Annotated in this window: 26 protein-coding genes; 14 read left to right on the top strand and 12 right to left on the bottom strand. The window is 72.2% G+C overall.

Annotated elements, in window-relative coordinates; translation table 11 throughout:
- The 8 genes from rpsC to rpsJ are packed head-to-tail and all read right to left on the bottom strand — an operon-like array spanning position 1 to position 4,416.
- The gene (rpsC, locus tag ACILRH_RS04410) at positions 1-840 is read right to left on the bottom strand and encodes a 30S ribosomal protein S3 (RefSeq protein ID WP_395691074.1); all 840 of its coding nucleotides are present in this window, start codon (positions 838-840) and stop codon (positions 1-3) included.
- A gap of 3 nt (positions 841-843) precedes the next feature.
- Entirely contained in the window at positions 844-1,266 is a 423-nt protein-coding gene (gene rplV, locus ACILRH_RS04405) for a 50S ribosomal protein L22 (protein WP_395691073.1), read from the bottom strand.
- Positions 1,263-1,544, bottom strand: coding sequence for a 30S ribosomal protein S19 (rpsS, locus tag ACILRH_RS04400; RefSeq protein WP_343909183.1), 282 nt, complete (start codon positions 1,542-1,544; stop codon positions 1,263-1,265). The genes rplV and rpsS overlap by 4 nt, the downstream gene beginning before the upstream one ends.
- A 6-nt stretch (positions 1,545-1,550) precedes the next feature.
- Positions 1,551-2,387 carry a 50S ribosomal protein L2 gene (gene rplB / locus ACILRH_RS04395; RefSeq protein ID WP_395659561.1) on the bottom strand — a complete coding sequence of 279 codons (837 nt, stop codon included), beginning with the start codon at positions 2,385-2,387 and terminating at the stop codon, positions 1,551-1,553.
- Between the two features lie 31 nt (positions 2,388-2,418).
- On the bottom strand, positions 2,419-2,724 hold the full coding sequence (gene rplW / locus ACILRH_RS04390) for a 50S ribosomal protein L23 (protein ID WP_224123994.1): 306 nt from the start codon (positions 2,722-2,724) through the stop codon (positions 2,419-2,421).
- Positions 2,721-3,422 carry a 50S ribosomal protein L4 gene (gene rplD / locus ACILRH_RS04385; protein ID WP_395691071.1) on the bottom strand — a complete coding sequence of 234 codons (702 nt, stop codon included), beginning with the start codon at positions 3,420-3,422 and terminating at the stop codon, positions 2,721-2,723. Before rplD ends, rplW begins: the two co-directional genes overlap by 4 nt.
- A 2-nt stretch (positions 3,423-3,424) precedes the next feature.
- Positions 3,425-4,099, bottom strand: coding sequence for a 50S ribosomal protein L3 (gene rplC, locus ACILRH_RS04380; RefSeq protein WP_395691069.1), 675 nt, complete (start codon positions 4,097-4,099; stop codon positions 3,425-3,427).
- A gap of 8 nt (positions 4,100-4,107) precedes the next feature.
- A complete protein-coding gene (rpsJ, locus tag ACILRH_RS04375; protein WP_008360994.1) occupies positions 4,108-4,416 on the bottom strand; it encodes a 30S ribosomal protein S10 in 309 nt (102 codons plus the stop codon).
- A gap of 536 nt (positions 4,417-4,952) precedes the next feature.
- Here rpsJ and ACILRH_RS04370 point away from each other — a divergent pair.
- Genes ACILRH_RS04370 through ACILRH_RS04345 form a run of 6 tightly spaced genes read left to right on the top strand, consistent with a single transcriptional unit; the run spans position 4,953 to position 10,507 of the window.
- Positions 4,953-5,444, top strand: a complete 492-nt coding sequence (locus ACILRH_RS04370) for a carboxymuconolactone decarboxylase family protein (protein ID WP_395691067.1) — start codon at positions 4,953-4,955, stop codon at positions 5,442-5,444.
- A 9-nt stretch (positions 5,445-5,453) separates the two neighbouring features.
- Positions 5,454-6,548, top strand: coding sequence for a hypothetical protein (locus ACILRH_RS04365; protein WP_395691066.1), 1,095 nt, complete (start codon positions 5,454-5,456; stop codon positions 6,546-6,548).
- Positions 6,545-7,144: a DUF4129 domain-containing protein gene (locus ACILRH_RS04360; protein ID WP_395691064.1), complete on the top strand. Its 600-nt coding sequence runs from the start codon at positions 6,545-6,547 to the stop codon at positions 7,142-7,144. The genes ACILRH_RS04365 and ACILRH_RS04360 overlap by 4 nt, the downstream gene beginning before the upstream one ends.
- Positions 7,141-8,253 (top strand): DUF4350 domain-containing protein, encoded by a 1,113-nt coding sequence (locus ACILRH_RS04355; RefSeq protein WP_395691063.1) that lies wholly within the window; start codon positions 7,141-7,143, stop codon positions 8,251-8,253. Before ACILRH_RS04360 ends, ACILRH_RS04355 begins: the two co-directional genes overlap by 4 nt.
- Positions 8,250-9,215, top strand: a complete 966-nt coding sequence (locus ACILRH_RS04350) for an AAA family ATPase (protein WP_395691061.1) — start codon at positions 8,250-8,252, stop codon at positions 9,213-9,215. Before ACILRH_RS04355 ends, ACILRH_RS04350 begins: the two co-directional genes overlap by 4 nt.
- Positions 9,215-10,507, top strand: a complete 1,293-nt coding sequence (locus ACILRH_RS04345; protein WP_395691060.1) for a DUF58 domain-containing protein — start codon at positions 9,215-9,217, stop codon at positions 10,505-10,507. Before ACILRH_RS04350 ends, ACILRH_RS04345 begins: the two co-directional genes overlap by 1 nt.
- A 262-nt stretch (positions 10,508-10,769) precedes the next feature.
- Here the strand turns inward: ACILRH_RS04345 and ACILRH_RS04340 are convergent, their stop codons facing one another.
- Positions 10,770-11,765, bottom strand: a complete 996-nt coding sequence (locus ACILRH_RS04340; protein WP_395691059.1) for a stage II sporulation protein M — start codon at positions 11,763-11,765, stop codon at positions 10,770-10,772.
- 22 nt (positions 11,766-11,787) lie between these two features.
- On the opposite strand from ACILRH_RS04340, the gene ACILRH_RS04335 reads away from it, so the two are divergent.
- The 6 genes from ACILRH_RS04335 (at position 11,788) to ACILRH_RS04310 (ending at position 17,754) form a co-directional block, all read left to right on the top strand.
- Positions 11,788-12,426: an alpha/beta fold hydrolase gene (locus ACILRH_RS04335; RefSeq protein WP_395691057.1), complete on the top strand. Its 639-nt coding sequence runs from the start codon at positions 11,788-11,790 to the stop codon at positions 12,424-12,426.
- 12 nt (positions 12,427-12,438) lie between these two features.
- Positions 12,439-13,248 (top strand): RDD family protein, encoded by an 810-nt coding sequence (locus tag ACILRH_RS04330; RefSeq protein WP_395691055.1) that lies wholly within the window; start codon positions 12,439-12,441, stop codon positions 13,246-13,248.
- A gap of 19 nt (positions 13,249-13,267) precedes the next feature.
- The gene (locus ACILRH_RS04325; RefSeq protein WP_395691054.1) at positions 13,268-13,978 is read left to right on the top strand and encodes a tetratricopeptide repeat protein; all 711 of its coding nucleotides are present in this window, start codon (positions 13,268-13,270) and stop codon (positions 13,976-13,978) included.
- A gap of 389 nt (positions 13,979-14,367) precedes the next feature.
- Positions 14,368-15,756 (top strand): ABC transporter substrate-binding protein, encoded by a 1,389-nt coding sequence (locus ACILRH_RS04320; RefSeq protein ID WP_395691052.1) that lies wholly within the window; start codon positions 14,368-14,370, stop codon positions 15,754-15,756.
- An 82-nt stretch (positions 15,757-15,838) separates the two neighbouring features.
- The gene (locus ACILRH_RS04315; protein WP_395691051.1) at positions 15,839-16,807 is read left to right on the top strand and encodes a carbohydrate ABC transporter permease; all 969 of its coding nucleotides are present in this window, start codon (positions 15,839-15,841) and stop codon (positions 16,805-16,807) included.
- Positions 16,804-17,754 carry a carbohydrate ABC transporter permease gene (locus ACILRH_RS04310; protein WP_395691050.1) on the top strand — a complete coding sequence of 317 codons (951 nt, stop codon included), beginning with the start codon at positions 16,804-16,806 and terminating at the stop codon, positions 17,752-17,754. The genes ACILRH_RS04315 and ACILRH_RS04310 overlap by 4 nt, the downstream gene beginning before the upstream one ends.
- An 18-nt stretch (positions 17,755-17,772) precedes the next feature.
- Here the strand turns inward: ACILRH_RS04310 and ACILRH_RS04305 are convergent, their stop codons facing one another.
- Positions 17,773-19,140, bottom strand: coding sequence for a GH1 family beta-glucosidase (locus ACILRH_RS04305; protein WP_395691049.1), 1,368 nt, complete (start codon positions 19,138-19,140; stop codon positions 17,773-17,775).
- Between the two features lie 47 nt (positions 19,141-19,187).
- Between ACILRH_RS04305 and ACILRH_RS04300 the strand changes: the two genes are divergently transcribed.
- Positions 19,188-20,198 (top strand): LacI family DNA-binding transcriptional regulator, encoded by a 1,011-nt coding sequence (locus ACILRH_RS04300; RefSeq protein ID WP_395691047.1) that lies wholly within the window; start codon positions 19,188-19,190, stop codon positions 20,196-20,198.
- 4 nt (positions 20,199-20,202) lie between these two features.
- Here ACILRH_RS04300 and trmB read toward each other — a convergent pair whose 3' ends face one another.
- Complete coding sequence (gene trmB / locus ACILRH_RS04295) at positions 20,203-20,928, bottom strand: tRNA (guanosine(46)-N7)-methyltransferase TrmB (protein ID WP_395691046.1); 726 nt, start codon at positions 20,926-20,928, stop codon at positions 20,203-20,205.
- A gap of 19 nt (positions 20,929-20,947) precedes the next feature.
- On the opposite strand from trmB, the gene ACILRH_RS04290 reads away from it, so the two are divergent.
- Positions 20,948-22,291, top strand: a complete 1,344-nt coding sequence (locus ACILRH_RS04290) for an aspartate aminotransferase family protein (RefSeq protein ID WP_395691045.1) — start codon at positions 20,948-20,950, stop codon at positions 22,289-22,291.
- 356 nt (positions 22,292-22,647) lie between these two features.
- Here ACILRH_RS04290 and tuf read toward each other — a convergent pair whose 3' ends face one another.
- Positions 22,648-23,841, bottom strand: a complete 1,194-nt coding sequence (gene tuf, locus ACILRH_RS04285) for an elongation factor Tu (RefSeq protein ID WP_395691044.1) — start codon at positions 23,839-23,841, stop codon at positions 22,648-22,650.
- Positions 23,842-23,877 lie beyond the last annotated feature (36 nt).

Here is a 23,877-nt window from a genome sequence, read left to right as displayed (position 1 = left end):
TCAGCCCTCCTGGGTCTCAGCCGTGGTGGTGGCCTGTGCGGTGTCGCCACCGGCGGGGGCCTCGGTCACGGCGGGAGCGTCGCCACCGCGGTCGGCGCGCGAGGGACGGTCACCGCGCGAGCCACGGCTCGGGCGGTCCCCGCCACGCTGCGGACGACCACCGCGACCGGGGACCCCGGCGCGGGCGGCGGCCTGGGCCTGGCGCTCGGCACGGGTGCCGGCGACCTCGCCCTTGTAGATCCAGACCTTCACGCCGATCCGGCCGAAGGTCGTGCGGGCCTCGTAGAACCCGTAGTCGATGTCCGCGCGCAGGGTGTGCAGCGGCACGCGGCCCTCGCGGTAGAACTCGGTGCGCGACATCTCGGCGCCGTTGAGCCGGCCGGAGCACTGGATCCGAATGCCCTTGGCACCCGAGCGCATCGCGGTCTGCATCGCCTTGCGCATCGCGCGCCGGAACTGGACGCGGCCCGACAGCTGCTCGGCCACACCCTGGGCGACCAGCTGGGCGTCGATCTCGGGGTTCTTGACCTCGAGGATGTTCAGCTGGACCTGCTTGCCGGTGAGCTTCTCCAGCTCGGTGCGGATGCGGTCGGCCTCGGCGCCGCGGCGACCGATGACGATGCCCGGCCGGGCGGTGTGGATGTCCACCCGCACCCGGTCACGGGTCCGCTCGATCTCCACCTTGGAGATGCCGGCCCGCTCCATGCCCTTGGAGAGCAGCTTGCGGATCGCGACGTCCTCGCCGACGTACGACTTGTAGAGCTTGTCGGCGTACCAACGGCTCTTGTGGTCGGTCGAGATGCCCAGGCGGAAGCCGTTCGGGTTGATCTTCTGACCCATGAGTTACTTTCCACCCTTCTTCGCAGCGACGACCTCGGCCGGCTGCACGACCAGCGTGATGTGGCTGGTCCGCTTGTTGATCCGGGTCGCCCGGCCCTGGGCGCGCGGGCGCCAGCGCTTCATCGTCGGGCCCTCGTCCACCTGGGCACCGGAGACGACCAGGTCGCCGCGCTCGAGACCCTCGGTGGTCTCGGCGTTGGCGATCGCGCTCTCCAGCACCTTGTAGACGGTCTCGGAGGCGGCCTGCGGCGCGAACTGCAGCAGCGCCAGGGCCTCGTCGACGGGGAGCCCGCGAACCATGTCGACGACACGGCGGGCCTTCATCGGGGTGATCCGCGAGTAGCGGGCGCTCGCGAACGCGCCCGGCTGGTCGCCGAGCAGCGACTCGCGGCGCGCGCTGACGCGCTGGCGGTCGGTGGTGCTCATCGACGGCGCCCCTTCCGGTCTTCCTTGACGTGCCCGCGGTAGGTGCGGGTGGGAGCGAACTCCCCGAGCTTGTGGCCGACCATGGCGTCGGTCACGAAGACCGGCACGTGCTTGCGACCGTCGTGGACGGCGATCGTGTGGCCGATCATGTCCGGCACGATCATCGAGCGACGCGACCAGGTCTTGATGACGTTGTGCGTGCCCTTCTCGTTCTCGGCGTCCACCTTCTTCTGCAGGTGGTCGTCGACGAAGGGACCCTTCTTCAGGCTGCGAGGCATCTTTCGCTACTTCCTACCCTTGCCGGACTTGCGACGGCGGATGATCTGGGAGTCGGAGGCCTTGCGCTTGCGCGTGCGGCCCTCGGGCTTGCCCCACGGCGAGACCGGGTGGCGACCACCGGAGGTCTTGCCCTCACCACCGCCGTGCGGGTGGTCGACGGGGTTCATGACGACACCGCGGACGGTCGGGCGCTTGCCCTTCCAGCGCATCCGGCCGGCCTTGCCCCAGTTGATGTTCGACTGCTCGGCGTTGCCGACCTCGCCGACCGTCGCGCGGCAGCGGACGTCGACGAAGCGCATCTCGCCCGAGGGCATGCGCAGCGTGGCGCGGCTGCCCTCGCGGGCGACCAGCTGGGCGCTGTTGCCGGCCGAGCGGGCGATCTTCGCGCCGCCGCCGGGACGCAGCTCCACGCAGTGGATCGTCGTGCCGACCGGGATGTTGCGCAGCGGCAGGTTGTTGCCGGGCTTGATGTCGGCGTTCGGGCCGGACTCGACGCGGGTGCCCTGCGTCAGGTCCTTCGGCGCGATGATGTAGCGCTTCTCGCCGTCGACGTAGTGCAGCAGCGCGATCCGGGCGGTGCGGTTCGGGTCGTACTCGATGTGCGCGACCTTGGCCGGCACGCCGTCCTTGTCGTAGCGACGGAAGTCGATGATCCGGTACGCCCGCTTGTGGCCGCCGCCCTGGTGCCGGGTGGTGATCCGGCCCTGGTTGTTGCGGCCACCCTTCTTGGGCAGCGGGCGGGTCAGCGACTTCTCCGGGGTCGTCCGGGTGATCTCGACGAAGTCGGCGACCGACGAGCCGCGACGGCCCGGGGTAGTCGGCTTGTACTTGCGGATAGCCATGTCTTCTCAGTCCTCTTCCTCGGGCGGCCGGTCAGGAGACCGGACCCCCGAAGATGTCGATGCGGTCGCCCTCGGCGAGGCTGACGATCGCGCGCTTGGTGTCCTTGCGCTTGCCGATCCCGTTGCGCGTGCGACGCGTCTTGCCCGGGCGGTTGATCGTGTTCACCGACGTCACCTTGACGTTGAACACCTTCTCGACCGCGATCTTGATCTCGGTCTTGTTGGCGTCCGGGTGCACCAGGAACGTGTACTTGTTCGCGTCGAGCAGGCTGTAGCTCTTCTCGGAGACGACCGGCGCGAGCAGGATGTCGCGGTGGTCCTTGTGCAGGGTGCTCACTTCGCCGCCTCCTCGGTGGCCTCGGCCTGGGCGCCGGCGGTCGCGCCACCGACGAGGGCGTCGTAGGCGCCCCGGGTGAAGACGACGTCGTCAGCGGCCAGCACGTCGTAGGTGTTGAGCTGGTCGACCGCCACGATGTGCACCTCGGGGGCGTTGCGCAGCGACAGCCAGGTCACGGAGTCGTTGCGCTCGAGCACCACGAGGAAGTTGCGGCGGTCGGAGACCGTCGACAGCGCGGCCAGGGCGGCCTTGGTCGAGGGGGTCTCGGAGCCGACCAGTGCGTCCACGACGTGGATGCGGTCGTTGCGGGCCCGGTCGGACAGCGCACCGCGGAGCGCGGCAGCCTTCATCTTCTTGGGCGTGCGCTGGTCGTACTTGCGCGGCTGCGGGCCGTGGACGGTGCCACCGCCGGCGAACTGCGGGGCGCGGGTCGAGCCCTGGCGGGCGCGACCGGTGCCCTTCTGCTTGTACGGCTTCTTGCCACCGCCGCGGACGTCGCCGCGGGTCTTGGTGGCGTGGGTGCCCTGGCGCGCGGCGGCCTGCTGGGCCACGACGACCTGGTGGATCAGCGGGACGTTGACCTCGACGTCGAAGATCTCCGCGGGGAGGTCGACCTTCGCCACCTTGGGGGCTCCGGCCGTCTTCTTCGCGGCGGTCTTCTTCGCGGGCGCCTTCTCGGCGGACTTCTCGGTAGCCATGCTCAGGCCTCCTTGCCAGAAGTGAGAGAGCTCTTGGCGGCCGAGCGCAGGACCACGAGACCACCCTTGGGGCCGGGAACGGCGCCCTTGAGCAGGATCAGGCCCTTCTCGGCGTCGACGGCGTGGACGGTGACGTTCTGGGTCGTCACGGTGTCCGTGCCCATCCGGCCGGCCATCCGGACGCCCTTGAACACGCGACCGGGGGTCGCGCAGGCGCCGATCGAGCCCGGCTTGCGGTGGTTGCGGTGCGCACCGTGCGAGGCGGAGACGCCGGCGAAGCCGTGCCGCTTCATGGTGCCCGCGAAGCCCTTGCCCTTGCTGGTGCCGGTCACGTCGATCTCCTCGCCGGCGGCGAAGGTGTCGACGGGCAGCTCCTGGCCGACGGTGAAGTCGGTCGCCAGGGCGGTGCGGATCTCGACCACGTGGCGGCGCGGGGTGACCCCGGCCTTGCCGAAGTGGCCAGCCTGCGGCTTGGTGACCTTGCGGCCGTCGATCTCGCCGAAGCCGACCTGGATGGCGTTGTAGCCGTCGGACTCGGGGGTGCGGACCTGGGTCACGACGTTGGTGCCGGCCGCGATGACGGTGACGGGGACGACGCGGTTGTTCTCGTCCCAGACCTGGGTCATGCCGAGCTTGGTGCCCAGCAGGCCCTTCACGTTGCGTTCGAAAGTGCTCATGTCAGACCTCAGAGCTTGATCTCGATGTCGACGCCGGCGGGCAGGTCGAGGCGCATCAGCGAGTCGACGGTCTTCGGCGTGGGGTCGATGATGTCGATGAGGCGCTTGTGGGTGCGCATCTCGAAGTGCTCGCGGGAGTCCTTGTACTTGTGGGGCGAGCGGATCACGCAGTACACGTTCTTCTCGGTCGGCAGCGGCACCGGGCCGGCGACCTTGGCACCCGTGCGGGTGACCGTGTCCACGATCTTGCGCGCCGAGGTGTCGATCACCTCGTGGTCATAGGCCTTGAGCCTGATGCGGATCTTCTGTCCCGCCATAGGTCTCTCTCGTCCTCACTCGTTCAGTACCGCGTGCATCGTCCGGACGTCCTCGGGCTTGAGTCGGTCCCGGCTGCTCCCACCATCCCTGCCGCTCGACCCCCGCGGTCGGGCGTGTCGTGCTGGTTGGCACAACACGGACCGCTGGGTTGTCTCGCTGGTGCTGGTGGCACCCCGCTCACCCTCGGGCGAGCCGGGCGGATCGGGTCTCCAGGTTCGGTGCGGCCGCACGCCGGACCACTGAACACACTCGATGGCGGACCATCAGGAGACGCGATTCAGGAGTCAAGATGTGGTGCGCACCCCGGCAACCCGCCGAAGCAACCGGACTATCTTGGCAGAGATCGCGCACAGGACAAAATCCGAGCACCGCGGGAGGATCCGAGCGTAGCGAGGAGCGTCCCGAGTCCGGTGCCGGGTTGAGGAGGGTCGGCGCGGACCCGAGCGGAGCGAGGGGCCGCGCGACCCGTCTCGAAACCAGCGACGGGCCCGCCGAGTCGGTAGAACACGTTCCAGGAACCGGGCTATCGTGCCCCATGATCGTCGACCTGCCCGAGGGCGTGGACCCCATCATGCACGTCTGGGGCGAGATGGTCCCCCACATCGGCGTCGCGGCCTCGAGGTTCTCGATGAGCGTCTACGAGCACTCCACGCTCGGCCTGCGCGAGTTCGAGGCCGCTCGGCTGCGGATCGCGCAGATCAACGGCTGCCTCTTCTGTCAGGACTGGCGCACCGAGCGTGCCGGCGCGACGGTCGAGGACGGCTTCGCCGAGGCCGTGGAGCAGTGGCGCACCACCCCGGCCTTCGACGACCGCACCCGCCTCGCAGCCGAGTACGCCGAGCGGTACGCGCTGGACCACGAGGGCCTGGACGAGGGCTTCTGGACCCGGATGAAGGCCGAGTACTCCGACCGGGAGATCGTCGAGCTGTCCATGTGCCTGGGCTCGTGGCTGGCGTTCGGGCGGCTCAACCACGTCCTCGGCCTCGACGCCGAGTGCGTGCTGCCGGGCGGGCTCGCCAAGCACTAGGGTCGTCCCGTGCCGGGGGACGACGCCCATCCGCCGCCCGGGTGGCAGCCGCCACCCCCGGGCTGGCAGCCGCCGCCCGCGCCCGCCCGGCCGGCCTGGGGCGCGCCGCCTCCCCCGGGCGCGGTGCCGCCGGGGATGCCGCCGGGGATGCCGCCAGGGATGCTGGGCGCTGCCCACAAGCCGGGTGCGATCCCGCTGCGGCCGCTCGGCCTGGGCGACATGTACGACGGGGCGTTCCGCATCATCCGCTTCAACCCCCGGGCGACCGTCGGCTCGGCCGTCCTGGTCGCCGCGGTGTCGATGGCCCTGCCGGTCCTGCTCACGGCCGCCTTGACCTTCAGCGTCGACCTGACGTCGGACGGCACCACCGACGCCACGAGCGGCGAGGGGCTCGCCGCGCTCGGCACGGTCGGCGCGCTGCTGGTCGGGACCCTGCTCCAGGCGCTCGGCCTGGTGTTCGTCACCGGCATGGTCGCCCACGTCGTCGCCGCTGCGGCGGTCGGGCGGCGCCTCTCCCTGGGTGAGGCGTGGGCGGCGACCCACGGCTCCCGCTGGCGGCTGATCGGACTGTCGGTGGTGTTGGGACTGATGGGCGCCGGGATGGTCGTGGCCTACGTGGCCGTGTGGGTCGTGGTCGTCCTGGTCGCACCGACGGCGCTGGTGGTCGCCTTCGGTGTCGTCACGGTGCCGGCGTTCCTCGCGCTGCTCGTGTGGTGGTGGGTGCGCGTCTACTACCTGCCGGTCCCGGCACTGATGATCGAGCGGACCGGCGTCCTCGCGGCGATCGGCCGCGGCTTCCGGCTCACCCGGCAGCAGTTCTGGCGGACGCTGGGGATCGGGCTGCTCACCGCGATCATCACCGGGCTGGCCGGCAGCTTCTTGACCATCCCCTTCACGATCGCGGCCCAGGTCCTCGCCGTGGCCGTGCCCGCAAGCCAGTACCTCGCGCTGGCCACGGTCGTGCTGACCGCGCTCGGCAGCGTGGTGCAGACGGCGTTCGTGACCCCGTTCACCGCGGCCGTGACCTCGCTGCAGTACCTCGACCAGCGGATGCGCAAGGAGGCGTACGACGTCGAGCTGATGGCGCGGGCCGGGATCTCGTGACCGAGCCTCCGCTCGACCCGTCCCCCGAGCAGGCACAGCGGCTCCTCGAGCGGGAGCTCCTGCGACCCGAGTACCACCGCCACGACGTGCTCCAGCAGCTGATGGACTGGATCAGCCGCTTCGTGGACGGCACGGTCCGCGCCGCCTCCGGCACGCCCCCGCTGTCGGCCTTCTTCGCCATGGTCGCCTTCCTGCTGCTCGCGCTCGGCCTCACCTGGCTGCTCAGCCGCGCCCGGCGCACCGCGCGTGCCGAGCGCAGCCGCGCGGTGGTCGCGGAGCACGAGGTGCTGACCGCAGCCGAGCTGCGGCTCCGGGCCGAGCGCGCCCTGGCCGAGGGCCGCAACGGCGACGCCGTCGTCGACGGCTTCCGGGCCCTGGCCGTGCGCCAGGTGGAGAGGGGCCGGCTCGACGACCTGCCCGGCGCGACGGCGCACGAGGTGGCGGCCGCGGTCGGTGCGGCGCACCCGCCGGCCCGGGACCGGGTGACGCGCACCGCCGCCGTCTTCGACGAGGTCAGGTACGGCGACCGCCCGGCCACCCCCGAGCAGGCGGCCGAGGTGCTCCGGCTCGACGACGCCCTGGCGGGCCGGCCGTGACCGGCCGGCTGGCGCGGCACCGCTCCACGCTGGTGGTCCTGGCCGGCCTGCTGGTGGCGGTCGCGGTCGTCGCCCTGACCGGCCGCGGCGCCACGCGGACCGCGCCGCTCGACCCCGACAATCCCGATCCGGCCGGGGCCCAGGCGGTCGCGCGGGTGCTCGCCGACCAGGGCGTCGACGTCGCGGTGGTGCGCGACGCCGACGCCCTCGAGCAGACCCGCGTCGACGGGGAGACCACCATCGTGGTGACCTCCACCGACCAGCTGGGCCGCAGCACGATCCGGCGGCTGCGTGCGCACGCCGGCGGTGCCCGGCTCGTGCTCGTCGAGCCCGGACCGGGGACCGTGCGCGCGTTCGGGGTCCGTGCGGCGCCGTACCGCGTGCTGCTCGACGGCCCCCGTGCCGCCGACTGCGCCGACCCGGTCGTCGCGGGGCTCGAGGTCGAGGTCGACAGCGCGGTGGAGTACGCCGTCGACGGCGGCTGCTTCCGCGGCGAGCACGGCGCGTTGCTCGCCGAGCCGCGGCCCGGGCTGGTGCTGCTCGGCGCCGGCGAGGCCCTGACGAACGACCAGGTGGTGCGCGCGGACGACGCCGCGCTCGCCCTGCGCCTGCTCGGTCGCGGTGACCGGCTGGTCTGGTACGTCCCGACCGTCTCCGACCTGGTCGGCGACGACGGGGTCAGCCTCGCGACCCTCCTCCCGGACTGGCTCCGCCCGGCCCTGCTGCTGGCGGCCGTGGCCGTCGTCGCGCTGATGCTGTGGCGGGCACGACGGCTGGGCCCGCTGGCCACCGAGCCGCTGCCCGTGGTGGTCAAGGCGATCGAGACCACCCGGAGCCGGGGCCGGCTCTACCGTCGGGCCGCGGACCGGGCGCACGCCGCGGCCGCCCTGCGTGCGGCGGCCCGCGATCGGGCGGCCGACCGCCTGGCGATGGGGCCAGGCGCCGACCCTGCCGCGCTCGTGCGCGACCTCGCCCGGCACACCGGCCGGCCGGTCGACGAGGTCGACGCCCTGCTGGGCCCGGCCGCGCCGCCGCCCGCGACCGACCAGGACCTGATCACCCTGGCCAGCACGCTGGCCGAGCTCGACAGAGAGGTACGCCGACCATGACCGAGATCTCCTCCGAGGACGCCCGCGCCCGGCTGGGCGCCGTACGCACCGAGGTGGCCAAGGCCGTCGTCGGCCAGGACGCCGCCGTCTCCGGCCTCCTCGTCGCGCTGCTCTGCGGCGGCCACGTGCTGATGGAGGGCGTCCCCGGCGTCGCCAAGACGCTGCTGGTGCGGACCCTGGCCGGCGCGCTGTCCGTGGGCACCCGGCGCGTGCAGTTCACCCCGGACCTGATGCCCGGCGACATCACCGGCTCGATGGTGATCGACGGGCAGCGCGGCGAGCTCACCTTCCGCGAGGGGCCGATCTTCACCAACCTGCTGCTCGCCGACGAGATCAACCGCACCCCACCCAAGACCCAGTCCGCGCTGCTGGAGGCGATGGAGGAGGGGCAGGTGTCGGTCGACGGCGTCTCGCGGCCGCTCCCCCGCCCGTTCCTGGTCGCCGCGACCCAGAACCCGGTGGAGTACGAGGGCACCTACCCGCTGCCGGAGGCCCAGCTGGACCGCTTCCTGCTCAAGGTGGTGCTGCCCGTGCCCGACCGCGCCGCCGAGCTGGAGATCGTGCGCCGCCACGCCGCGGGCTTCGACCCGCGTGACGTCGCTGCTGCCGGGGTCACCGCGGTCGCCGGGGCCGACGACATCGCGGCCGGCCGCGCCGCGGTCGGGCGGGTCCAGGTCAGCCCCGAGGTCGCGGCGTACGTCGTCGACATCGCCCGGGCGACCCGCGAGGCGCCCTCGCTGAGCCTCGGGGTCAGCCCGCGCGGGGCGACGGCGCTGCTGCGGTCGGCACGGGCGTGGGCGTGGCTGACGGGGCGCGACTTCGTCACCCCCGACGACGTCAAGGCGCTCGCCCACGCCACGCTCGTGCACCGGCTCGGGCTGCGGCCCGAGGCCGAGCTCGAGGGCGTCGACGTCGCCCAGGTGCTGGCCTCCGCGCTCGGCTCGGTCCCGGTGCCGCGGTAGTGGCCATCACCGGGCGGGTCCCGCTGCTGCTCCTGCTGGGGGTGGTCCCGGTCGTGCTGCGCCCGTCGGTCGACACGGTCTGGCTGTGGGTCCTCGCCGTGGCGCTCCTGGTCGGGGTCGACCTGCTCCTCGCCGCGTCCCCGCGGTCGCTGGGGGTCGAGCGGGCAGAGGTCGGGACCGTACGGCTCGGCCAGCCGGCAGAGAGCCGGCTGCTGGTGACCTACGGGGGCGGCCGGCACGCCCGCGGGCTGGTGCGTGACGCGTGGCAGCCCACGGCCGGGGCGACCGGCAACCGGCACCGGCTCGCCCTGCGCCCCGGCGACCGGGCGGTGCTGCGCACGCCCCTGCGCCCGGTGCGGCGCGGGGACCTGCGCGCCACCGGGGTGACGGTGCGGCTGCGCGGACCGCTCGGCCTCGCGGCCCGGCAGCACACCCGGCAGGTGCCCGGCGTGGTGCGGTCGCTGCCGCCGTTCGAGTCGCGCAAGCACCTGCCCAGCAGGCTCGCCCGACTCCGCGAGCTCGACGGGCGGGCCGCCGTACGCGTGCGGGGGCAGGGCACGGAGTTCGACTCGCTGCGCGAGTACGTCCGCGGCGACGACGTACGCTCGATCGACTGGCGCGCCAGCGCGCGCAGCCGCACGGTCGTGGTGCGGACCTGGCAGCCCGAGCGGGACCGGCGGGTGGTGCTGGTGCTCGACACCTCGCGCACCTCCGCGGGACGGGTCGGCGACGTGCCGCGCCTGGACTCCGCGATGGACGCGGCGCTGCTCCTCGCCGCGCTCGCGGCGCGGGCAGGCGACCGGGTGGACCTCGTGGCCGGGGACCGGCGGGTGCGCGCCCGGCTGCGCGCCGCCGGAGCGCGCGACGTGGCCGCCCACCTGCAGGAGGCGATGGCCGACCTCGAGCCGGTGATCGCCGAGGCCGACTGGGACACGCTCGCCGGGGCGGTCGGCGCGCTCGGCCGGCAGCGGGCGCTCGTCGTGCTGCTCACGCCGCTGGAGCCCGCCGCGGTCGAGGAGGGGCTGCTCCCCGTCCTGCCGGCCCTGACCCGGCACCACCGGGTCGTCCTGGCGTCCGTGCGCGATCCGGCGCTCGAGGAGCTCGCCGCCGGCCGCGGCACCCTGGACGAGGTGTACGACGCCGCCGCCGCCGAGCAGGCGATCCGCCGACGCCGCAGCACCGCCGGCCTCCTGCGCGCCCTCGGCGTCGACGTGGTCGACGCCGACGCCGACCAGCTCCCACCCGCCCTCGCCGACCACTACCTCGCGCTCAAGGCGCGGGGGTTGCTGTAGTCCCACTGGCACCAGGAGTCGCTCGTTTCACCGGCTGACCGGGGAAATGTGCAGACACGCCGGTGTCGTACGGCGTGTCGTGCGCGTTTCCCCGGTCGACCGGGGAAACGGACCGACCCAGAGACTCGCGATCCCTCCAGCCCCACCAGCAACATCGGACGGGCAGTGCCTGACGTTGTCAGGGGTTGCAACGCCTGACAACGTCAGGAAGAGCCTGACAACCCCGGATGAATCCCCGGCTGACCGGGGATTCATCCACCCCTCACGCCTGCGTCGCCACCCGGTCCTCCAGCAACGAGTCGTCGATGTCGCCGGTCAGCCCGCGGGCGTGGGCCTGGCGCCCGAGGACGAAGACGTAGGCGAGGAAGGCCGCCTCGGCGAGGACGCCGATGCCGACCCGCGCCCAGGTGGGCAGGGGCGAGGGGGTCACGAAGGCCTCGATGCAGCCGCTGACGAAGAGCACCGCCACCAGGCCGAGCGCCACCGTGCCGGCGGTGCGGCCCTCGTGCGCGAGCGACTGGGCGCGGGTGAGCCCCCCGGGCTCGACCCACGACCAGAACAGCCGCAGCCCCACCCCGCCGGCCACGAACACCGCGGTGAGCTCGAGCATCCCGTGCGGGAGGATCAGACCCCAGAAGTGCCCGGCGTGGCCGTGGCGGATCATGATCGAGCCGATGATGGCCAGGTTCTCCAGGTTGGAGAAGAGCAGGTAGACGACCGGCAGCCCCAGCACCCCCAGCGCCAGGCACAGCGCGGTCACCCAGGCGTTGTTGACCCAGACCTGCGCCGCGAAGTGGCTGGCGGCGTACTCGCTGTAGTAGTCCTCGAAGTCGTGCTCGACGAGCTGGTCGACCTCCCTCGGCGACAGCAGGCTCTGCTCGACGTTCGGGTGCTGCAGCAGCCACAGCATCATCACCGCGGCCACCACGACGCACACCGCGAGCGTGCCCAGCCACCACCACCGCAACCGGTAGAGCGCGGCCGGGAACCGCTCGAGGAAGAACCTGCGGACCCCCCGCCAGGTGCCCGTGCGGGTGCCGACGGCGCGGTTGCGGGCCCGGGACAGCAGCGAGGACAGGTGCGCGACCAGCGTCGGGTCGGGGGCGGAGGTGCGCACCACGCTCAGGTGCGTGGCGACCTGCTGGTAGCGGTCGACCAGCTCGTCGGCCTCCAGGCCGGTCAGCCGGCGCTTGCGCGTGAGCGCCTCCAGGCGCTGCCACTCCGACCCGTGCGCGGCGACGTACGCGTCGAGGTCCACGCTGGGAGCCTAGGCTCCCGGGGTGGGTGAGGTCATCAGGCTGCCGGACGGCAGGGCGGCGCAGTACTGGGACAACGGCGTCGCCGGACCCGCCGTGCTGTTCTTCCACGGCTGCCCCGACACCCGCCACGCCGCGATGACCGGCGCGTCGGCAGCCAAGGCGCTCGGTGTCCGGCTGGTCGCGGTCAACCGGCCGGGCTACGGCCGGTCCGACCGGCACCCGTCCACCCAGTCCTCGGTCGCCGACGACGCCGTCGCCGCAGCAGACGCCCTCGGCATCGACCGCTTCGCCGCGCTCGGCATGTCGGTCGGTACGGCGTACGCGCTGGTGTGCGCGGCGCGCCACCCCGACCGCGTGCGCGCCCTCGCGCTCGTCGCCGGTCCCGATGACGAGGCGCTCGCGCGCCGGTTCCTCGACGACCTGCCGCCGGCCGACGCGGCGCTGCTCGGCACCGCGCGGACGCCCGCCCAGGTGGCCGCCTCGGTGCGGGAGGCGTTGGTCACCACGACGGCTACCTGCGCGACGCGGCGCTCACCCTCCGCCCCTGGGACGCCACCCCGGCCGACGTCCGGTGCCCCGTCCACACCTGGCCGGACGACCGGACCAGGCACCTCTCCATGCTGCTGTCGAGGTGGCCCGAGATCCTCGCCGCGCTCCTAGACTGACCCCACGATGGCGGCCCCCGAGTTCGCGACGCTCACCACCGACGACCTCGTCACCGGCGAGGCCGTCGCCCTCGACCTGCCGCCAGCGAGCCTGGGCTCACGGATCGCGTCGGGGCTCGTGGACGTCACGATCACCCTGGTCCTGCTGGTCACGCTGGCCATCGCGCTGGCGGTGGCGGCGGTGCACACGGACCTCGCGCTGCTCCAGGTCGCCGTGCTCGCCTCGGTGATCCTCTCCCTGCTGGTCTACCCCACGACCGTCGAGACGCTGACCCGCGGACGGTCGGTCGGCAAGCTGTGCCTGGGGCTGCGCGCGGTCCGCGACGACGCCGGCCCCATCTCCTTCCAGCACGCGTTCGTCCGGGCACTGGTCGGCGTGGTCGAGATCTACGTCTTCCTCGGCAGCCCGGCCTTCTTCGCGGCGCTGCTGAGCCCCCGCACCAAGCGGCTGGGCGACTACGCCGCCGGCACGTACGTCGTGCGCGAGCGGGTCCGGCTGCGGCTCCCGGCCCCGGCCGCGATGCCACCGCAGCTGGCCACGTGGGCCGCCCGGGCCGACGTGGCGTCGCTGCCGACGGGCCTGGCCCTGGCCGTCCGGCAGTACCTCGGTCGCAGCGCGCAGATCGACCCGGCGTCGCGGGCCGACCTGGGGCGTCGGCTCGCGGACGCGGTGAGCCGCTACGTCGCTCCCCCACCCCCTCCCGGGACCCCGCCGGAGGCGTTCCTCGCCGCCGTGGTCGCGACCCGGCGCTCGCGCGACGCCGCCCGGCTGGCCCGCGAGTCAGACCTGCGCCGTCGGCTGGTCGCCCGACGGTGACCGACGAGAGGATCCAGGCATGACCGACCTCCGTGCCCTGTGGGACTTCGACGACCCGGCCGGGTCGGAGCAGCGCTTCCGGGCCGCCGCGGCCGTCGCCGACGGCGAGGAGCGCGCGGTGCTGCTCGCCCAGGTCGCCCGCACCCTCGGCCTACAGGAGCGGTACGCCGAGGGCCACGCCGTGCTGGACGGCCTGGTGGTGAGCGGACCCCGGGTGGCGGCGCACGTCGAGCTCGAGCGGGGCCGGCTCCTGCGCTCCTCGGGCGACGCGGACGCCTCCTGCGCGCACTTCGACGCGGCCGAGCAGGCCGCCTCCGCCGCAGGCGACGACGCCCTGCGGGTGGACGCGCTGCACATGCGCGCGCTCGTGGCACCCGTCGACGAGCGGCTCGCCCTGACCGAGCACGCGCTCGAGGTGGCCGGGCGCAGCAGCGACCCCGCGGCCCGCGACTGGGACGCCTCGCTGCTCAACAACATCGGCATGGTCCATGCCGACGCCGGTGACTGGCCGGCCGCGCTGACGTCGTTCGAGCAGGCGCTCGTCGCCCGGGAGCGGATCGGGCGCGAGGACGAGACGCGAGTGGCCCGGTGGATGGTGGCCTGGGCGCTGCGCCACCTGGGTCGCACCGCGGAGGCCCTGGCGATGCAGCGCGCCCTGCGCGCCGACCTGGACGCCGCCGGGCTCGCGGATCCCTACGTGGACGAGGAGCTGGCCCTGCTGGTGGAGTGACGGCGGGCCGGCATCGGGGGTCTCGACGGGCGGTCGTCGCTGGCGCTCCTCCCTGCTCGACCACCGGTGCCTCCGGTCGTCGCGGGCGCTCCTCCCTGCTCGACCACCGGTGCCCCGGTCGTCGCTGGCGCTCCTCCCTGCTCGACCACCGCACCACCCGGTGGTCGAGCTCGTCGAGACCCCCGCACCCGCGCAGGGCGACGGCCGGGGCGGCCGCCCCGGCGGTGGGAGCGTTCCCACGGATCTGTGACGTGCGTTACGAAAACGTTATCGCTCCTGCTTGACGGACCGTCGCGTAAACGTTTGCATCGTTTCCGACGGAGAGCGGGTTCCGAGCATGTGCGGACCCATGGACGGACCTGCTGAGAAACGCAGAAGGGAATGCACGCATGCGATCACGCAACACGCGGCGCTGGACAGTGGCGGCCGCCGCCCTGGCAAGTGCCGGACTCTTCCTCGCTGGCTGCGCGAGCAGCGACAGCGGAGGGAGCAGCTCGGCGAGCGGCACCTGGCCCGGCGAGGGCAAGTCCGAGTGCAAGGACCTGCAGCAGCTGGCCCAGTACGGCGACCTGACCGGCAAGACCGTGTCGATCTACACCTCGATCCTGCCGCCGGAGCAGCAGGCCCAGGAGGACTCCTACAAGCTCTTCACGACCTGCACCGGAGCCAAGGTCAAGTACGAGGGCTCCGACCAGTTCGAGACCCAGCTCGTGGTGCGGGTCAAGGCCGGCAACGCGCCTGACATCGCCTACATCCCGCAGCCCGGCCTGCTGAAGACCGTCGTGTCCTCGGGCTCGGTCGTCGAGGCGCCCAAGCCGGTCTCCGACAACGTCGACGAGTACTTCGGCGAGGACTGGCGCAACTACGGCTCGGTGGACGGCAAGCTCTACGCCGCCCCGCTGGGCGCGAACGTGAAGTCGTTCGTCTGGTACTCCCCGAAGCTGTTCAAGGAGAAGGGCTGGACCGTCCCGGAGACCTGGGACGACATGCTCAAGCTCTCCGACACGATCGAGGCCTCGGGCATGAAGCCCTGGTGCGCGGGCTTCGAGTCCGGCGACGCCACCGGCTGGCCGGGCACCGACTGGCTCGAAGACTCCGTCCTCCGCTCGGCGGGCCCGGACGTCTACGACCAGTGGGTCAACCACGACATCCCGTTCAACGACGCCAAGATCGAGACCGCGCTGGACGACGTGGGCAAGATCCTGAAGAACGACAAGTACGTCAACGGCGGCTTCGGTGACGTCAAGTCGATCGCGACCACCGCGTTCCAGGACGGCGGCCTGCCGATCCTGAAGAACGAGTGCGCGATGTACCGGATGGCGAGCTTCTACGCCGCTCAGTGGCCCGAGGGCACCGACGTGTCGAACACCGGCCAGGTCTTCGCCTTCTACCTGCCGACGATGAACGACCAGTTCGGCAAGCCGGTCCTCGGCGGTGGCGAGTTCGTGGCGGCCTTCGACGACCGTCCCGAGGTGGCCGCGTTCCAGACCTATCTCTCCACCCCGGTCTGGGCCAACGAGAAGGCCAAGGCGACGCCGGGCGGCGGCTGGGTGAGCGCGAACAAGGGTCTGGAGATCTCCAACCTGTCCAGCCCGATCGACCAGCTCTCCGCCACCATCCTGCAGGACCCCCAGGCCGTGTTCCGGTTCGACGGGTCCGACCAGATGCCGAGCGCGGTCGGCGCCGGCACCTTCTGGAAGCAGATGACCGCATGGATCACCGGTGAGAGCACCGACCAGGCTCTGACCAACGTCGAGGATTCCTGGCCGGCATCCTGACGACCGACGGCGCCGGGGCGGGGCAGCTCGCCCGTCCCGGCGCCGTTTCGTCCGTCACCGACTCCCCCACCCCGGAGGACCTGTGAGCACGACTGACAAGTTCGTCCAGATGATCATCGCGATCCTGCTGTTCTACGCGGTGATGGCGATCATCCTGCTGCTGACCCAGCGCCTGCGCTCGAGAGCCGGCGAGCGGGTCCAGGCCGCCGCGTTCCTCGGGCCGTCGCTGCTGCTGATCGGGATCGGCCTGCTCTACCCGGCGATCGTCACCGTGTGGGAGTCGCTGCACGGCGCCGCCCTCTTCGACCCACCGTTCGTGGGTCTGGACAACTACAAAACGCTGTTCACCAACCCGCAGGAGGTCACCGTCCTGCGCAACACCTTGCTGTGGGTGATCCTCACGCCGCTGTTCTCCACCGGCATCGGCCTCGCGTACGCTGTGCTGGTCGACCGTGCCCGGTTCGAGAAGTTCGCCAAGGCCCTGATCTTCATGCCCGTCGCGATCTCGATGGTCGGTGCGTCGATCATCTGGAAGTTCGTCTACGACTACAAGGCCGGCGACAAGGAGCAGATCGGGCTCGCCAACCAGGTGCTGGTCTGGCTGCACCTGGACACCTACAACTTCATCTTGAACTCGCCGTGGAACACGCTGTTCCTCATCGTGATCCTCGTCTGGATCCAGGCGGGCTTCGCGATGACCATCCTCTCCGCCTCCATCAAGGCGATCCCCGACGACATCGTCGAGGCGGCCCGCCTCGACGGCGTGGGCGGGTGGAAGATGTTCCGCTACATCACCGTGCCGAGCATCCGCCCGTCGCTGATCGTGGTGCTGACGACGATCACCATCGCGACGCTGAAGGTCTTCGACATCGTCCAGACGACCACCGGCGGCAACTTCAACACCAGCGTCCTGGCCTACGAGTTCTACTTCCAGAACTTCGTGTCCGGCAACCAGGGCCTGGCCACCGCCATCGCCGTCGTCATCTTCATCCTGGTGACGCCGGTCGTCATCTACAACATCCGTCAGATGCGCAAGCTGGAGGCCCGATGACCAGCGTCCTGAGCGACCCGGCCGAGACCGAGCCCGGGTCCACCAAGCCCCAGCGGACCGCCGCCCAGGCGGCCACCGAGGCGCTGTCGAGCCGGACCGCGTCGGTCGTCACGATCATCGTGGCGATCCTGTGGACGGTGCCGACCTTCGGCCTGCTCGTCTCGTCGTTCCGGCCCGAGGAGGACGTCAAGACCTCCGGCTGGTGGACGATCTTCACCAACCCGTCGTTCACCCTGCAGAACTACAAGGACGTGCTGCACGGCGGGTCCTCGCAGGAGAACCTGTTCAACAACCTGGTGAACTCGATCGTCATCACGATCCCCGCGGTGCTGATCCCGATCAGCCTGGCGACGCTCGCGGCCTACGCCTTCGCGTGGATGGACTTCAAGGGCAAGTACGTCTTGTTCATCGCCGTCTTCGCGCTGCAGATCGTGCCGATCCAGGTGACCCTGGTCCCGCTGCTCAAGCTGTACGTCGACCCGCCCTTCAACCTGATGCCGCTGGCCGGCAGGGACGCACCGGCCGGTGGTCTCTACGAGCTATGGATCTCCCATACGATCTTCGCGCTACCACTCGCGATCTTCCTGCTGCACAACTTCATGCGGGAGATCCCCGGTGAGCTGATCGAGTCGGCCCGCGTCGACGGTGCCGGTCACGTCCAGATCTTCACCCGGATCATGCTGCCGCTGATGATGCCGGCGATCGCCGCCTTCGCGATCTTCCAGTTCCTCTGGGTCTGGAACGACCTGCTGGTCGCCCTGGTCTTCTCCTCCCCGGAGGTGTCGCCGATGACCGTGAAGCTGGTGCAGATGGTCGGAGAGCGCGGCCAGGACTGGCAGCTGCTGGCCTCCGGAGCCTTCGTGTCGCTGGTGATCCCGCTGATCGTGTTCCTGTCCCTGCAGCGCTACTTCGTCCGCGGCCTGCTCGCGGGCAGCGTCAAGGGCTAGGCCGAGCGCACAGGCGCGTCAGGACGTGGTGCCGGACTCGGGAGCGAGGAAGGAGGCGAGCCAGTGGTACGACGCCTTGGGCGTCCGCGTCTGGTCGCCCGGGTCGACGTGCACGATGCCGAAGGTCTTCGTGTAGCCCTCGGCCCACTCGAAGTTGTCCAGCAGCGTCCACACGACGTAAGCGCGCACGTCGGCGCCCGCCGACCGGGCCCGCTCGGTCGCGGCGAGGTGGGTGCGCAGGTAGTCGATCCGGTCCTGGTCGTCGACGGTGCCGTCGACGACCGGGTCCGGGCAGGCCGCACCGTTCTCGGTGACCAGCAGGGGCAGCCCGGTGCGCCGGTGGGTCGTCAGCAGCACGTCCTCGAGACCCGCCGGGTCGACCTCCCAGCCGATGTCGGTGCGCGGCTCGCGGACCACGAAGGACACCGGGGTGGCTCCCGGGTAGGCCTCGACCTCCGGGTGCCGCTCGAGCGCCGGGTCGGCGAGCGTGGGCCGGAACGGCGTGTAGTAGTTGATGCCCAGCCAGTCGGCGGACCCGCGGACCAGCGCCAGGTCGCCGTCGCGCACCAGGGCCGGGTCGGCGAGCTCGGGCGCCACCCGCAGCAGACCGTCGTCGTACGCCCCGTCGGTCAGCGGTCCCAGCCACACCCGGTTGCGGACCGCGTCGAGCTCGTCGGCGGCGCCGGCCGCCTCGGGCGTCTCGGGCCAGAACGGCGCCAGGTTGTGCACGATGCCGAGGTCGGTGACGCCGGCCTCGTGCAGGCGGGCAGCGGCCAGGCCGTGAGCCAGGTTGAGGTGGTGGGCGGCACGGTGTCCGGCGCCGGCCTCGCGCCGGCCGGGGGCGTGCACGCCGGCGGAGTAGCCCAGGTAGGCCGCGCACCACGGCTCGTTGTGCGTCGCCCACACGTGCACGCGGTCGCCGAGCCGCTCGTGCACGAGGGTCGCGTAGTCGGCGAACGCCTCGGCCGTCGCCCGCTCGGGCCAGCCGCCGCGGTCCTCGAGGGCCTGCGGCAGGTCCCAGTGGTAGAGGGTGGCCATCGGCTGGATGCCACGGTCCAGGGCGGCGTCGACCAGCCGGTCGTAGTAGTCCAGGCCGCGCGACTCGACCCGGCCGGTGCCCTCGGGCAGCACCCGTGGCCAGGCGATCGAGAAGCGGTACCAGCCGACGCCGAGGTCGCGCACCAGGTCGAGGTCCTCGGCGTAGCGGTGGTAGGAGTCGCAGGCGGTCGCCCCGTCCAACCCGTCGCGGGTCGCCCCCGGGCGGGCCGCGAACGTGTCCCAGATCGACGCCCCGCGCCCGTCCTCGGTGGTGGCACCCTCGATCTGGTACGCGGCGGTCGCGACGCCGTGGGCGAGGGTGGATCCGTCCGGCAGGTGGGTGGGCATGGGCTCCACCGTACCGGCGGACCGGTGCGAGTGGGAGCGTTCCCACGATGACCGGGATCAAGGACGTCGCCCGCGCGGTGGACATGTCCACCGCGACGGTCTCGCGCGCCCTGCGCGGCCTCCCGGGGGTGTCCGACGAGACCCGGGTCCGGGTGATGGAGACGGCGCGGCGGCTCGGCTACGTGCCCTCACCCGGTGCGGCGGCGCTGGCCAGCGGCAAGACCCGCACCGTCGCGGTCGTCGTGCCGTTCGTGACGCGGTGGTTCTTCGCGGCCGTGGTCGAGGGAGCCGAGGAGGTCCTGCGCGACCGCGGCTACGACCTGCTGCTCTACAACCTCGGCGGCGACGAGGCCGCCCGGCACCGGGTGTTCGAGACCAGCCTGCTGACCAAGCGGGTCGACGCGGTGCTCGTGCTGAGCCTCAAGCCCAGCCCCGACGAGCTGATCCGCCTGGACCACCTCGGCCGTCCGGTCACGGTCGTCGGCGCCGACGTGCCCGGGTGGGCGACCGTGCGCATCGACGACGAGCAGGCGGCACGGCACGCCACCGACCACCTCCTCGACCTCGGTCACCGGCGCATCGCATACGTCGGTGGCGCGGTCGAGGGCGTCTTGGACTTCACCGCCCCGGCCGCGCGGCTGGCGGGCTACCGGGCGGCGATCGAGGCGGTCGGCATCGCGCCCGACGCGGCGCTCGAGGCCGACGGCTCCTTCACCGTCGCCGGTGGCGTGCGGGCGGGCCACCGACTGCTCTCCGCGCCCGAGCGCCCCACCGCGATCTTCGCGGGGTCCGACGAGATGGCGTTCGGCGTCCTGCGGGCGGCTCGCGAGCTCGGGCTGCGGGTGCCCGAGGACCTCTCGGTGATCGGGATCGACGACCACGAGATGTCGGTCATCTTCGACCTCACCACGATCGCGCAGCCGGTGCGCGAGCAGGGCCGGATCGCCGCCCAGCAGGTGCTGGCCGCCCTCACCGCGCAGTACTGGGTCCCCGAGCAGGTCGTCCTGCCCACCCGGCTGGTGGTCCGGCGCACGACCGCACCGCCCAGCGACGGCTGACGGATCAGCGCCGGACGTAGCAGAGGTCGGTGACCGCCCGGCCCGCTGCCCGGCCCTTGCGCTCGAACCTGGTCTCCGGCCGCTCCGCCCACCGCTCGGTGACCCCGCCCTCCAGCAGCGGCTCGCCGTCGAGGACCTCGACCATCTGGTCGGCGTAGTCGGCCCAGTCGGTCGCCAGCCGCCACTCCGCTCCCACGGACAGCCGGGTGGCCGCGAGGTGGGCGAACGCCGGGGTGACCAGTCGACGCTTGTGGTGGCGCTTCTTGTGCCACGGGTCGGGGAAGAAGGTCCACAGCGCCGCGAGGCTGTCGCGCGCCACCAGGTGCTCCATCGACCACACGGCGTCGACGCTCAGCAGCCGCACGTTCGTCAGGCCGGCCTCGCCGATCCGGCCCAGGGTGTCGGCGACCCCGGGTCGCCAGACCTCGAACGCGACCACGTCGGCGTCGGGACGTCCGGCCGCGAGCGCGACCGTCGCCTCACCGATCCCCGGGCCGATCTCGACCACGAGGGGCGCCTCCCGGCCGAACAGGCCGGCCAGGGAGAAGTCGGGCGCGTCCACGGCCTCGTCGGGCACCCACCACCGCTCGGCGTACGCCGCCCAGGCCGCCGCCTGCCGCGGGGTGAAGCGGCTGCCGCGGCGGGAGTAGGTGAGCACCTCGCGCACGCGGCGGCCGTCGTCGGTCAGCTTGTGGTGCGGGCGCGCCGGTCGCACGCTCTGCTCGGGCATATCCCCTATCTTCCCTGTCATGATCGATCGCTCCCGACTCGCCTCCCTCCGCAGCGCGGAGGAGGACCGGTTCGCCGACCTGCACCCGCGGTCCGCCGCGCTCGCCGAGCGGGCCCGTGGCCCACTGCTGGCCGGCGTGCCCATGCCCTGGATGACGCGGTGGCCCGGGCGCTTCCCGCTGTTCCTCGACAGCGCCTCGGGGGCGCGCCTGACCGACGTCGACGGGGTGGAGTACGTCGACCTCTGCCTCGGTGACACCGGCGCGATGACCGGCCACGCGCTGCCCCAGGTCACCGCGGCGGTCTCCGAGCGCGCCTCGCGCGGCATCACCACCATGCTGCCCTCGGCCGACGCGGTCTGGGTCGGGGAGGAGCTCGCCCGCCGCTTCGGCCTGCCGCGCTGGCAGCTGGCGATGTCGGCCACCGACGCCAACCGGTTCGTGCTGCGCTTCGCCCGGCACCTCACCGGTCGGCCGCGGATCGCGGTCATGGACTGGTGCTACCACGGCACGGTCGACGAGACGCTCGCCGTGCTCGAGGGTGACCGGGTCGTCCCCCGGCCCGGGGCGCTCGGCCCGCAGGTGCCGGTGTCGGAGACGACGGCGGTCGTCCCCTTCAACGACGCCGACGCCCTGGACCGCCGCCTGGCGCAGGGCGACGTCGCCTGCCTGCTGATGGAGCCCGCGCTGACCAACATCGGCATCGTGCTGCCCGACCCCGGCTACCTCGACGCGGTCCGCGAGATCACCCGGCGCCACGACGTGCTGCTCGTCGTGGACGAGACGCACACCCTGTGCGCCGGCCCGGGCGGCGCGACGGCCGCCTGGGGCCTCGAGCCGGACCTCCTGGTGGTCGGCAAGCCGATCGGCGGCGGCATCCCGTGCGCGGCGTACGGCATGACCGACGCGGTGGCCGACCGCCTCTCCGGGCCCATGCTGGGCCACGAGATCGACGTCGCCGGCGTCGGTGGCACCCTGACCGGCAACGCCCTCGCCCTGGCCGCCATCCGGGCCACCCTGTCGAGCTGCCTGCGCGCGGAGGACTTCGCGGTCGCCGTGCCGCTGGCCGAGCGGTTCACCGCCGGGGTGAGCGGCGTGATCGCCGACCACGACCTGCCCTGGCACGTCCAGCAACTGGGCTGCCGTGCGGAGTACTGGTTCTGCCCGCCCCCGCGCGACGGCGCGGCCGCCGCCGCCGCGGTCGACGAGGACCTGGAGGGCTTCCTCCACCTGTGGTGCCTCAACCGGGGCGTGCTGCTCACGCCGTTCCACAACATGGCGCTCTTCAGCCCGCACCACACCGAGGCCGACGTCGACCGGCACACCGAGGTCTTCGGCGAGGCGGTCGCCGCGCTCCTGGGGTAGCTCGCCGAGTCGGCGCTACTGCCGGGCTCAGGGGTGCCGAGTCGGCGCTACTGCCGGGGTCGAGGCCCGGCCGTCGCTCGCTGCGCTCGCCGGCCTCGTGGGCACGGTCGCCCCGCACGCTGCGCTCGTCGGCCTCGTGGGCCGGGTCGCCCCACTCACCGTCCGGCCGTCGCTCGCTGCGCTCGCCGGCCTCGTGGGTCGGGTCGCCGAGTCGGCGCTATGGCAGGTGCGGGCGCTGCGCGCCGGAGGGCAGGAGCGCCGACTCGGCTCGAGGGTCCGCAGGATGCCTGATCCGACGCGAAGGGCCCCGCAAGCTGCTTGCGCAGCCTGCGGGGCCCTTCGGTTGGATCAGGCGATCACTTCGTGATCTTGGTGACCCGGCCGGCGCCGACGGTGCGGCCACCCTCGCGGATCGCGAACCGCAGGCCCTCGTCCATCGCGATGGGCTGGATGAGCTCGACCGACATCTCGGTGTTGTCACCCGGCATGACCATCTCGGTGCCCTCGGGCAGGGTCACGACACCGGTCACGTCCGTGGTCCGGAAGTAGAACTGCGGACGGTAGTTGTTGAAGAACGGCGTGTGACGGCCGCCCTCCTCCTTCGAGAGGATGTAGACCGAGGCCTCGAAGTTGGTGTGCGGGGTCGTGGTGCCCGGCTTGGCCAGGACCATGCCGCGCTCGACGTCCTCGCGCTTGGTGCCGCGGAGGAGCAGACCGACGTTCTCACCGGCCTGGCCCTCGTCGAGCAGCTTGCGGAACATCTCGACACCGGTGACCGTGGTCTTGGCCGAGGTGTCGCGGATGCCGAGGATCTCGATCTCCTCGTTCACCTTGATGATGCCGCGCTCGATGCGGCCGGTGACGACGGTGCCACGACCGGTGATCGTGAAGACGTCCTCGACGGGCATGAGGAACGGCTTCTCGGTGTCGCGCTCCGGGGTCGGGATGTACTCGTCGACCGCGGTCATCAGCTCGAAGACCGACTCGCCCCACTTCTCGTCGCCGTTCAGCGCCGGGAAGGCGGCCACGCGCACGACCGGGATGTCGTCGCCCGGGAACTCGTACTCGGAGAGGAGCTCGCGCACCTCCATCTCGACGAGCTCGATGAGCTCCTCGTCGTCGACCATGTCGCACTTGTTGAGCGCGACGACCAGCGCCGGCACGCCGACCTGGCGGGCGAGCAGCACGTGCTCACGGGTCTGCGGCATCGGGCCGTCGGTCGCGGCGACCACCAGGATCGCGCCGTCCATCTGCGCCGCACCCGTGATCATGTTCTTGATGTAGTCGGCGTGACCCGGGCAGTCGACGTGCGCGTAGTGGCGCGCCTCGGTCTGGTACTCGACGTGCGCGATCGAGATCGTGATGCCGCGCTGGCGCTCCTCGGGAGCCTTGTCGATCTCGTCGAACGGCGTGAACGGGTTCAGGTCCGGGTACTTGTCGTGCAGGACCTTGGTGATCGCGGCAGTCAGGGTCGTCTTGCCGTGGTCGATGTGACCGATCGTGCCGATGTTGACGTGCGGCTTGGTCCGCTCGAACTTCGCCTTAGCCACTGTGGGCTCCTCCTGGTGTTGTTTGTTGCTTGACTC

The organism is Nocardioides sp. (assembly GCF_044226765.1).
GTDB lineage: Bacteria > Actinomycetota > Actinomycetes > Propionibacteriales > Nocardioidaceae > Nocardioides.
The sequence above is the reverse complement of the archived record's forward strand: the minus strand, read 5'-3'. Positions and strand labels throughout refer to the sequence as shown.